This window comes from Paenibacillus sp. 3LSP (genome assembly GCF_032465655.1).
Taxonomy (GTDB): Bacteria; Bacillota; Bacilli; order Paenibacillales; family Paenibacillaceae; genus Fontibacillus; species Fontibacillus barengoltzii.
Window position 1 is genome coordinate 19,539 of the sequence record NZ_JAWDJI010000213.1, and the last position, 11,637, is coordinate 31,175.

Sequence of the window (11,637 nt, forward strand, 5' to 3'; positions counted from 1 at the left end):
CTATGATGGACCGTATTCAAGATTTGCAAAAACTGATCAAACTTACGGGCGATCGCGCGAAACTGGATGCAAAAGCGAACGGAACTTATATTGTCTATCAAACGGAAAAAGGCCAGATTGTCAAAGAATATGCAAACGGTGTGATCGAGCCAATCGACAATCCTGGGGTTCATCATGAATGAGTACTCCACAGTGATGGTTGTATTCGCCGGCAATAACGGCAGCGGCAAAAGCACCATTCGCAATTTGATAGTGGACAGGCTTGGTATCAGTGTCAATATAGATCCCGACGCTTTAGCTCGCGGCATTGATTCTGACCATCCGGATCGCCGCAAAGTATCCGCGGGCAAAGAAGCGATTAAGCTTGCGAGAGAATGTATTCAGCATAAACGAGATTTTTCGTTAGAAACGACTTTGGCTGGCGGCAATGCTATTCGACTGATACGGGATGCCAAGGCGAACGGCTTTGAAGTGATGATGTTTTATGTGGGTCTAAATGATGTTCGGCTCAATATCGAACGTGTTGCCGCCAGAGTTCGAAACGGCGGACATCATATACCGACTGAAGACATCATTCGGAGACAAACCACATCCATGCAAAATCTGCTAACTCATATCCATCTCATTGATCATTTGATTGTGATTGATAATAGCGAAGTTTCCGGTAAAATCGTTATGCAAGCTGAACATAGTATTTTAAAATATCAGGCCGAATCTCTTCCAAAATGGGTGCATAAGATCAAGGATCAGTTACATTGATTATGGAGAATCATATGAAGTTTGAAATTAGCAAATCTATGGAAAACAAAATTAATAATTGGGATAAATGTGAACCCAAAGATGTAACGGGAGCAAAGTTTGCGTACATATTTATACCAACAAGTCTAGGATTGGTTATCAAGGTCCAGTGTGATGTTTGTAAAAGGGAATTACTACTAACCGAAGATGATTAAAGCTTGAATTTTACATTTCTCCCAATGTGAATAAGGAATTCTACGCGACCGGATTAGATCTGGTCGTTTTTTTTGTGCAGAACATATATTCGCTGACAAAGTGTTGTCATGACTTAACTATAAAATAAAAATATACTAGATCACTGAGGCAGAGGCAGAGTTTTTGGAGTTGTAATTGGGGGTGAACAGAATGACATTGATTAAAGAGCTGACCACGAACGATGAATTCGTCGGCTTCTATTTGCTGAAAGAGCTGGAGCTGAAGCAGACCAACACATCCCCGGCAAAGGATTACTTCGATTTGGTGCTGTGTGATGCCAGCGGCCAGCTTCCTGCCAAGTATTGGGATGTGAAGGAAACGGAAAAAGACGACTTTTCTCCGATGACGCTAGTCAAGGTTCAGGGAATCGTTCAATTGTATCGGGAAAAGCCGCAGGTTAAGATCACCCGGATTCGCAATGTAAGTAATGAAGACGGTGTGTCCCTAACCGATTTTATTCGGGCGGCTCCAATTGAATCTGCGGAATTATTAGAGGTCATATACAGAGTCATCGAGAGTATTTGGGATCCGGTCATTCGTGATATTGTAAGCTTTTGCGTCGATAAGGTGAGTGAGAAACTGGCTCATTATCCGGCAGCCAAAATGCACCATCATGCATACTTTGCAGGCTTGGCCTATCATATCGTTCGTATGCTGGAGATCGGCGAGTTCCTTTGCAAGCAGAGGGCATTTCTAAAAGAGGATATGATCAAAGCCGGGATTATCCTACACGATATTGCAAAGCCAGAGGAGATGATCGCTCAGCTTGGGGTCGTGACAGATTATAGCACTCAGGGAAAGTTGATCGGTCATATTGCCATGGCGGCTAGTTGGATCACAGAAGCGGCTTTGCGGCTGGAACTTCCGCTTGATTCGGAACAAGTAATCGGATTGCAGCACCTTATTCTCTCTCACCATAACCTCGGAGAATGGGGGAGCCCGGTACAGCCGCAAACGGCAGAAGCGGTAGCATTGCACTATATTGACGCACTGGATGCCAAACTCCAGATGGCGGAGGACGCACTAAGCGCCACTTCGGACAAGGAGTTGTGGACACAGCCGGTCCGAGGGCTGGAGAATAAAGCGTTGTACAGGATGTCATTGTAGAAATTAAAATATACGAAGAAAATGCAATGAAAAAAATACTTTGCGGCAAAATAGCGGCAATGGTATAATGTTATTGAGGAAGGTGATGTTATGTTTACACCCAAATATTCAATAACGGACACCATAGCCCGCAGACTAATGGATATACAACGCGCCAGTGTTGTGGTGGATTTGCTTCCACTGCCCGCATCTATTCTGGATTTGCTTAAGAAAGAATCGATGGAAAAGACGGTCATTCTTTCAACGAAAATTGAAGGAAACACGCTTGACGAGGCGACGAAGCGAAAAGTCTTGTACCAAACCAGCAATGACAATGAAGAGCAGGAAGTTTATAACTTAATGAAAGCTTTGGAATACCTGGATGAAGCCGAAAAAAGACAGCTCCCGGTCACAGAGGAATTTATTAAAAAGCTGCATGCTATTATCCGAATATCACACGGACGAAGACCGCGTGTTAGCGAGTATCGCGAAGAACAGAATCAAGTAGGCAGCCGCAATGCCTCCGGTTTTTATTTGCCGCCGGAATGGAAAGATGTCCCGGTATTAATGGAGGATTTGGTTGCCTGGGTGAACTCGCCGGAAACCTATTCGGTTCCGGTTCCTATCAAGGCTGGCATATTCATGTGGCAGTTCCTAACGATTCATCCGTATTTGGACGGGAATGGCCGAACGGCTCGGATGATCACGACATATCTTTTACGACGCGGCGGATATGGCTTAAAGGGGTTATTTGTACTCGAGAATTTCTATGACCGCAACTTGGCTGAATATTATCGCCGACTCCAGTTGGGTCTCCATCACAATTATTATTTTGGGCGGAATGAAGCTGATTTGACGCCTTGGCTGGAATTCTTTATCGATGGTTTGGCGGAGGTTTTTCAAGAAGCCGCTGCCATCGTAACGGAGAAATCTGCTCAAATGACGAAAATCGAACCGGATCTAATTCGCAAGTTAGATCCCCAGCAAAGAATGGTGTTTGCTCAATTAACCTTTAAACAAGATACCCTAACGACAAGCGAAATGAGGGACCTGCTGCGTTTGTCGGACCGTTCAATAAGGGAAAAGGTAAGTCATTGGAGAGAAGAAGGATTCATTGAGCCGCGCGATCAAGACGCCAAAAGAGTTCGTTCGGTCAAATTATCCGCGGAATACGAGAAGTTGGCACAAGACATTCGGAATGCGCCGGATCAGTTTGCCCATTTTCTAAAATGAATGCAGCACTGCGATCTCAAGTTGAGATGCCGCAGTGCTTTTTTTGTGCGCAGAACATATATTCGCTGACAATCTATGGTCGTTGCGATCCGTCATAATGAAGGAAAGACATGCGGGAGTGAGTACAGTGGATCAACCGATCTATATCGCCGTCACAGGCACGCAGCATTACTACGGAGCAGCATTTCTAAAGCCGGGTCAGGTCGTTCACTTGATCAAAGACCCGGATAATCCGCATGACCATGAAGCGATAAAGGTGGATATGATCCCATTGGGCAAAATCGGTTATGTCGCCAACAGTCCGCATACCGTACCGAAAGGATGCCGCAGCGCCGGCCGGATTTATGATAGGTTTGAGCATCATGTTTGCGGCATGGTGCGATTTGTCGTTAAGGATACGGCAATTGTTGAACTTACGCCGGGTCTAGAGGAAGTGTACATCATCAAAACGACAGAGAACGTTTCGTTTTCTCCTTATAGGCAGGAAGAACCAGGTAAAGCGTAGAATCCCAATGATGATAAGGATTTACATTCTATATGCCACGATAGGAGATATAGCATGACGGATAAAGTGATTCGGCTCTTTAAAATACTTCTCGCCATTCAATCCAATCCGGGGATTTCGGCCAAGGAGCTGGCGGACAAATGCGAGACAACGGATCGTACGATTTATAGGGACATGCGGATTTTGGACTTGATCGCACCGATTACAAACGAGGGTTACGGAAAAGGGTACCGTTTTGTCGGTAATTTCGCCATGTACCCGCTGAATTTCACGGAGCAGGAAGCGTTGGTGTTCTCTGTCCTGCCCTCCGTGTTGGACACCAGCAAATTGCCTCCAGGCTTTGAATCCGCCTACGACAAGGTGATGGCTACCCATGTGAAAGAAACCCGGAAGCGGTACGATACACTGGAAAATGTCGCAGACATGATCCAAATGGGCACCCCGGCTTATCGGGAGAACAGTGCCAACTTCTTGCTGCCCATCATGGAAGCGATTATCGCCAGTAAGACGATCAGGGCTGTTTACCATACCCAGAGCCGGAATGAATTGACGGAGCGCCAAATTGATCCGTACTATTTGGTCCCGCGGGATCAACGGTTTTACTTGATCGGCTATTGTCATTCCAAGCAGGACATTCGCACGTTTCGTATAAGCCGTTTCCGCCATGTAGAGTTGACAAGTAATCGATTCGACAAGGGTGATTTTAACATTGCTCAGTATATGAAGCATACCTGGTCGATTGAACGCGGGGATTCTTTAATCACTTTTAAGATTAAATTCCATCCGGATGTCGCCCGCTATGTGAAGGAAGAAGAATTGTTCGTGAGACCGAAGATGACCGATCTGCCGGACGGCAGCTTATTATTCGAGGTCACCGTCAACCACGAGCGGGAGTTTATGAATTGGGTGGTTCAGTACGGACCTTCAGCGGAGATTTTAGAGCCTGCATCTGTCCGGGAAAAGTTTAAGGAACAGCTACAGCGTTGGGGACAGTTGTATGGGCAGTAAGTTGCTGTTGTTGAAAGATAGACGAAAGGAAGGTATCCCTTTTGAAAATAGTAGGCACGTTTCTAGAACGTTTATATGATGCAATCCGTAGAGAGCCATTTCGCCGCAAAATTGTTATTGCTCCTTCCTACATCGAAGGACAGTCCTGGTTGATGCGAATATGCCGGGAATTAGGGCCGGTTATGAATGTGGAGGTCCAAACGGTTCAATCCTTTGTAAGAAGTCAGGTTCAGTTCTCCCTGTATCAACAAGGGCTGACTTTAATCGGGGAACAGCGGTCCTTTTGGATTATCCATCATGTCATGGAACAAATGGCTTCCAAGCCGGATTCCTACATCGCGGTGGATCAAGTAAAGCCTGGTATTGCCATGCATGTTCACCAAGCCATTATGGATCTGCGCCGTGCCGGAGTGAGTGCGGGGGAGCTTCGAGACGACCACTTTATGAGCCAGCAAAAAGGCAGCTATGTCAGAAAGGTGCTGTCAGCGTATGAGCGCTTTCTGAATCAGCGGAGCTGGATCGATTTCCCCGGCCTTTTGTCGCATTTACCAACCCAATTGCCGGAAAACGTGGAGCTTATTCTGCCAGACCCTATGCCGCTTCCACCGGTTTCCGCCCGGATGATGGAGCGGTTGTCAAACGGACGGATGACGAGGATTATTGCGGATTCTTCCTTCACTGACGTTCAATCCACATTGCCGTTCGGAGAGGTTCAGTTCTATCATGCGACCGGAAGGCTGGCGGAGGTTCGCGAAGCATTGAGACGCATTATTCAGGGCCGGATGCCATTGGATGAAGTGGAGATGATCGTACCGGATGAAGAATATGCGTTGGTTATTTCGACCATGTGTGCTTCTTTCGGTATTCCCTGTTCCTATGCAGACGGGCTGCCTGTGATTACATCCGGAATGGGAAGAGCCGCACATTTTCTGCTGAACTGGTTGGAGTCCGGTTATCAGGTGCGGCAGCTCGTATTGATACTGCAGCAGCAATTGATCACGTTCTCCGATCGTGACCAAGGAATAACGAATGCGGATTGTATTCGAGCCCTGGAGAAAAGCGGAATCGGCTGGGGGAAAGAACGGTATATCAAGTTGCTGGGGTCGGGGCATGTTCGGTTCCAAGGGGATGCAGATGAAAGACCCGAAGAACGGGAGCGGACGGAACAACAACAGCGGGATGACGACATCAAGAAGCATCTGACAAACCTCCTGGGAGAATTGTTTCCAGACGAAGCGGCGCTCTCCTCTCCTAAGGGAATCTGGGGATGGCTCGTTAACATCTTGGATCGATTTGGTGTATGCGGAACGGAAGAGGATGCGATCGTCCTGCAAGAAATGAAAGGTATCGCTAAAGAACTGCAGGAATGTCCTGTTCCGGACTCGATGCCGTTTCAGCAAATGTTCTTGTATGCCCGAGACATGCTGCAGGAACTTCGAGTCGGGGTGCAACGGTTACCCAAGCCCGGATTCCTGTACATATCGAGTTTGTCGAACGGGGGGATCAGCGGGAGAAAACATACGTTTCTTCTCGGGATGGATGAACAGTCGTGGTCCGGGAATATCAGGCAAAATCCCATGCTTCTCGATGAAGAGTGCAGACGGATCGGTGCCGGGCTTCATACAGCCGTGCAGAGACAAAGAGATCGGCAACGCCTTCGTGATGGTCGGCTTGGGATGATAAGCGGCAATATCACATTTAGCTTCTCGTCGTATGACTTGGCAGAAGGAGCGACAGCAAGTGCGGCTTTTCAACTTCTACAGGTATTCCGAAAAGTATCCGGAGAAACGAATGCGGACTATGAGATGTTGCACCGAAGCTTAGGCGAACCTGTCGGGTATTTGGATGTAGAACAGCCATCCTCTACTGAGCTAAATGGACTGCCATTGGACGGCTCTCATTATGTCTTCCGACAAATCCATGCGAATGTAAACCTTATGAGGGACCGGCAATCCTTCATCGAATCGGTCTATCCGTCGCTTCGTCAAGGCAGACTTGCACTCGAGGCGCGTGGCAGCTCGCAAGTGACGGAGCATGACGGATATATAGCGGGGGATGAATGGACTGATTATTGGAAAGACCGGGACGAACGGACGCTTAGCGCAAGTCAATTGGAGAAGTACGCGGAATGTCCGATGCGGTACTTTTTCCAATATGTGCTCAGGATTCGCGTGAAAGATCAGGTGACTTTTGACCGTACCTCCTGGCTGAAGCCGAATGAAAGAGGCTCGCTGCTGCACGAGGTTTATCGTCGTTATATGACGGAAGTCAGCGCAAGTAAAGCCGTGTCTATTACACACGATCATGCCCGTTTGCTTCGTATTGCGGAGGAGACGATTCTCTTGTATGCCGAGCGGATTCCGGCACCGAGCCCTCATGTGTTTGAGAGGGAACGGCAAGCGATGCTCCGGGATGTGGACGTGTTCTATCGCATGGAATTGCAGGCTAAGACGGCTCCCCGGTTTTTCGAACAAGAGCTCATCGTGGACGGCCAGCCGTTGCACCTTGAGCTTGGCGAGGACATGGCGATTACGCTGCGCGGGATCGTCGACCGGATCGATCAAGTTGCGCCGCATCAATATCGAATTATCGACTATAAGACCGGCAGTCCTCGGCCTTACAAGGAAAATGGCATGTTCGCAGGCGGCACGCAGCTGCAACACGCGCTTTACGCAATGGGGACGGAGCTTTGGTTGCGGCAAACGGGTGTGGATTCAGAAGCAAAAGTGCTTGAAGCGTCTTACGTCTTTCCAAGCGAACGGGGGCACGGGCAAGTGATTGCACGCCCGCAAACCGAACGGAATCGAGTCACCGCGGTGATCCGGGGAATCCTTTTGTCGATGGAACAGGGATTGTTTATTCCCGCTTCAAATCCTGCGGTCTGCCGATATTGCGACTATGCGGCTGTATGCGGAGAGCACGCAGAGATGATGGCCCATAAGCGAAAGGATGAAGCAAATTCGGAACTACTGCACACGCTGCTGGAGGTGGAGTACATTGAATGAACCATCCGATCAACAAGCTAGAAAAAGGATATTGGAGGAGCTGAACACGACCTTTCTGGTAGAAGCCGGTGCAGGCTCGGGAAAGACAACCAGCTTGGTCGGCAGATTGCTGGCACTCATCGAGTCCGGAACGGCGAAGATGGAGCATATTGCGGCGATCACCTTTACGAATAAAGCGGCGGATGAGATGAAGGAGCGTTTCCGCATTGCTTTAGAGCGGAAAACGGCTGATATTGAAGGCGAAACTAGAGAACGAATGGAAGAAGCTTTGGCCAATCTAGACCAAATCTTTATTGGAACGATCCATGCGTTCTGTTCCTCCATGCTTCGCGAGCGACCGATTGAGGCCGGATTGGCCCCTTCTTTCGAAGAAATGGATGATGAAATGAATCGTGCGTTCCACGATCAATGCTGGGATGAATATCTGATTCAGCTGCAGGAGGAAGATAGTGAAGCACTTGCCTCCTTTACCGAGGTGGGAATCGACGTCAGCATCCTGAAGAATGTCTATGATCGGGTATCTATTTTTACGGATCTCCAAATCCCTTGCGAACCGGTTCATCGTCCTGATTTCAACCTCATCCGACTCTCCTTGCTTCCCATGATTGAAGAAGCCAACAGGTTTCTACCGACAGCTGAACCGGAAAAAGGGTGGGATAATCTTCAGGCAAAACTGCGTACTGCTAATCGTATGCTGCGGTTGTCGGATGAGCAGGACGATATGTTGATGCTAACGCTTGCGAAGATGTTTGACTTCAAACTGGATGTGAAGCAGTACAAATGGACGGATAAGAAGCAAGCCAAAGCCATATCCGAACGATTTCACGATTGGCAGATTACGGTCCTGTTCCCCTTTCTTCAATCGTGGCGGGAATATCTGTATCCGAAAGTCATTCAATTTGTCTTGCCTGCATTGGAGTATTGCAGAGAACGGCGATTGCAGGCAGGGAAGCTGAACTTTCAGGATCTGCTGATGTATGCCTGCCGTCTTCTGCGTGATTACCCGGAGGTTCGCGCATTTTTCGCCGGGCGCTACCAACGGCTTATGGTCGACGAATTTCAGGACACCGACCCGGTCCAAGCGGAAATGATGTTTCTCTTAACGGGGGCAGGCGATGATCCGAATGAACGGAATTGGCGGAAGCTTACTCCAAAGCCGGGTTCCTTGTTCCTCGTGGGAGACCCGAAACAGTCGATCTATCGTTTCCGCCGCGCGGATATTTCCATTTATAACGAGGTTAAATCGCGGATTCAAGCATGTGGAGATGTGCTTCACTTGACCAGCAATTTCCGATCCGTCGATGCGATCGGCGATTTTGTGAACGGGCAATTTGTCGGCAAGCTTCCCGTCCGGGAAACCGATGTTCAAGCGGCGTATGTCCGGATGGAAACGAATATACCGAATCCAAAGGGGAATAAGCGCGCGGGTCACGGGGTTTATGCACTCACTTACCCGAAAATTCCCGGAGGCAAGGATGAAGTAGCGGCGGTTGACGCACAGCGTATTGCCGCAACCATCGCGTGGGCTTGCCGCGACGGAAATTTGCAGGTTCAGGAGCGCAACGGTTCATCTTGGGTGCTCAGAGAGGCGCAGCCCAGCGATTTTCTTATATTGACAAGAACGAGGCATTATTTGCATCTCTACGCAGAAGAATTGGAGAAGTGGGGCGTTGCTGCGGAAACTGTCGGAAGCTCCGCTCTATACCCCGAGCTTCATACGCTGGGACAATTGGCCCTCTACCTGGCCGATCCATCCGATCAGGTGGCGATGCTGAGCGTCTTGCGCGGACCTCTATTCGGGATTAGCGACAAGGAACTAATGGCGTATCGTGTTCAAGGGAATGCGTGGTCGATCTACCGGCTGCCAGAGGAGTCAGCAGAAGAGGATAATCGAGTTGTCGCTGCATGCCGAAAACTGCGGGAATATGCCAGCTGGGTGAAAGAATTGCCTGCATGGACAGCTTTGTACCGTATTATGGAGGATACCGGTCTCTTGCTTTATTCCACGGTGCTAGAAGCAGGGGCGAACCGTTCGGGAACACTGCTTAAGATGTTGGAGCGATTGCAGCGTGACGCCTTGCTCGCATCGGATTGGCATGAACTAGCGAATGCAATTTCGGCCATTCGGGAGAGCCAAGGGATGGAAACCGCCAGTCTCTATGCAGGCAAAGGGCAAGCGGTTCGGATCATGAACGTGCATAAGGCGAAAGGGCTTGAAGCGCCTATCGTGTTTCTCGCTTGTCCTTGCGGGGAGAAGGATCATGACGCCGACCAGTTTGTTGATCGTTCGGAGGCTGAGGCCGCGGGCTATTTCCTGATCCAGCAATCGAAAGGGTTTCAGAAAGATACGATTGCTCAGCCGGTCGGCTGGGAAGCGATGAGAGTGCGGGAGCGAGCATTCATGCATGCGGAGCGGGATCGGCTTCTTTACGTCGCGGCGACGCGGGCCAAGCAAATGCTAGTCGTCAGTCTCTACCCCGAACAACCTGCCAAGTGCCCGTGGAGTTCACTCATGGATGGGATGGAGCTAATCCGGGAGTTGGATGTTCCGGATTCGGATGTCGGGACTGGCGAGTGTGATCGGGGAATTGAACGAGATATCGTAATTGGGACACCTTCATCTGTTTTATCCGAATCCGAAGCAGCATCCATTGATCTGGGTGCTTACTTGGCCCAGAGGGAGAAAGTGTTCCATCAGCTGCGCCAGCCAACTTATGCGGAAGCAACCGTTACCGGGCTGACAAAAAGTACTGGTGACACACCGGAATGGTCAGCCACTGGGAGGGGCCAATCTTTCGGCAGCGTGATCCATAAGGGACTTGAGGCGGTTGGAAATGGTCTTCCGATGAGCGAATTGCCTGAGTATGTTCAATACCTCTGCCAGGTCGAAGAGGTTGCAGAGAAGGACGCGGGGGATGCCCTGCCTGTTCTCCGAGAAGTTCTAGAAAGTGAACTCTGGCAGCGCAGTCTGCAAGCGAAGCAACGGTTGTTTGAAATCCCGATCATGATGGTTCAGGGCAATAGTGAGACAACGTCTTATCCCGCAACCGAGCAAACGATGTCGGAAACAGCTGCCGCGGAATTGACGCATCAGTCCAATAACGGCGGCAATCTCTTGGTGAAGGGTGTAATAGATTTCGCTTTCGAAGAGGAAGATGGCTGGGTGATCGTCGACTTCAAAACGGATCAATTGGATGAGAGCAAATTGGAGCAGTTTGTTCGGTTTTATGCGCCGCAAGTGCAGGCTTATGCTAAGGCCTGGTCTGATACGTTTGGGTACAAAACGAAGGAAGCGGGACTTTATTTTGTTAGTTTACAAAGATTTGTATCTGTAAGGTAGGAGGGCTAACGTGTTAGATATCGAGACTGTTTGGGCAAATGTGTTAGCGCATGAAGGAGAAGTATTTCGCCAAATACGCGGCGGCGAATTTATATATCGAGTGAAGGGAAATATGATTTTTCCGGATCGGACGAATGTACAGATTTCCAAAAATCTACTACAAGAAGCCTTAGCCTTTTTTCCGTTATCAAATACTACAAAAATTCAGCACTTAAGAGGACCATCCTATATTTACGCGATACTCATGGATAAGCGGATTCATCATACCTAATTTAAGTGATATAATCTTTGAGGGAAATTGATCGAAAAGTCAAATTCATAATATTACACTTAGACAATAATTATAGTATGGTCATTTTTTCCCATAGTTAAATTCCAACGAATAGAGGAAATACAACTACAGATGTCTAATTAGTTTCCCCTGAAAAAGTCAGGGTGTTTTGAGCATAATTAAAAGGAATTCAGCA

At 48.6% G+C, this 11,637-nt stretch carries 9 protein-coding genes; all 9 read left to right on the forward strand.

What is annotated here, in order from left to right; translation table 11 throughout:
• Positions 1 to 2 precede the first annotated feature (2 nt).
• Positions 3 to 182, forward strand: a complete 180-nt coding sequence (locus RW092_RS18625) for a hypothetical protein (protein ID WP_015253841.1) — start codon at positions 3 to 5, stop codon at positions 180 to 182.
• Positions 175 to 759, forward strand: a complete 585-nt coding sequence (locus RW092_RS18630) for an ATPase (protein ID WP_316010946.1) — start codon at positions 175 to 177, stop codon at positions 757 to 759. Before RW092_RS18625 ends, RW092_RS18630 begins: the two co-directional genes overlap by 8 nt.
• 384 nt (positions 760 to 1,143) lie before the next feature.
• Complete coding sequence (locus tag RW092_RS18635) at positions 1,144 to 2,100, forward strand: 3'-5' exoribonuclease YhaM family protein (protein ID WP_316010947.1); 957 nt, start codon at positions 1,144 to 1,146, stop codon at positions 2,098 to 2,100.
• A 90-nt stretch (positions 2,101 to 2,190) separates the two neighbouring features.
• The gene (locus RW092_RS18640; RefSeq protein WP_201318253.1) at positions 2,191 to 3,312 is read left to right on the forward strand and encodes a Fic family protein; all 1,122 of its coding nucleotides are present in this window, start codon (positions 2,191 to 2,193) and stop codon (positions 3,310 to 3,312) included.
• 127 nt (positions 3,313 to 3,439) lie between these two features.
• Positions 3,440 to 3,817: an HIRAN domain-containing protein gene (locus RW092_RS18645; protein WP_316010949.1), complete on the forward strand. Its 378-nt coding sequence runs from the start codon at positions 3,440 to 3,442 to the stop codon at positions 3,815 to 3,817.
• Positions 3,818 to 3,871: 54 nt separating this feature from the next.
• Positions 3,872 to 4,825 (forward strand): helix-turn-helix transcriptional regulator, encoded by a 954-nt coding sequence (locus tag RW092_RS18650; protein ID WP_074730127.1) that lies wholly within the window; start codon positions 3,872 to 3,874, stop codon positions 4,823 to 4,825.
• Positions 4,826 to 4,866: 41 nt separating this feature from the next.
• The gene (locus RW092_RS18655) at positions 4,867 to 7,830 is read left to right on the forward strand and encodes a PD-(D/E)XK nuclease family protein (RefSeq protein ID WP_316010950.1); all 2,964 of its coding nucleotides are present in this window, start codon (positions 4,867 to 4,869) and stop codon (positions 7,828 to 7,830) included.
• On the forward strand, positions 7,823 to 11,170 hold the full coding sequence (locus RW092_RS18660) for a UvrD-helicase domain-containing protein (protein ID WP_316010951.1): 3,348 nt from the start codon (positions 7,823 to 7,825) through the stop codon (positions 11,168 to 11,170). The genes RW092_RS18655 and RW092_RS18660 overlap by 8 nt, the downstream gene beginning before the upstream one ends.
• Before the next feature lie 10 nt (positions 11,171 to 11,180).
• Positions 11,181 to 11,441, forward strand: a complete 261-nt coding sequence (locus RW092_RS18665; protein WP_316010952.1) for a hypothetical protein — start codon at positions 11,181 to 11,183, stop codon at positions 11,439 to 11,441.
• The last annotated feature ends 196 nt before the right edge of the window (positions 11,442 to 11,637 follow it).

Bases quoted from the DNA above. Each gene is read 5' to 3' on its own strand.
- RW092_RS18625 (WP_015253841.1), top strand. From the start codon at position 3: ATGATGGACCGTATTCAAGATTTGCAAAAACTGATCAAACTTACGGGC.
- RW092_RS18635 (WP_316010947.1), top strand. From the start codon at position 1,144: ATGACATTGATTAAAGAGCTGACCACGAACGATGAATTCGTCGGCTTC.
- RW092_RS18630 (WP_316010946.1), top strand. From the start codon at position 175: ATGAATGAGTACTCCACAGTGATGGTTGTATTCGCCGGCAATAACGGC.
- RW092_RS18640 (WP_201318253.1), top strand. From the start codon at position 2,191: ATGTTTACACCCAAATATTCAATAACGGACACCATAGCCCGCAGACTA.
- RW092_RS18650 (WP_074730127.1), top strand. From the start codon at position 3,872: ATGACGGATAAAGTGATTCGGCTCTTTAAAATACTTCTCGCCATTCAA.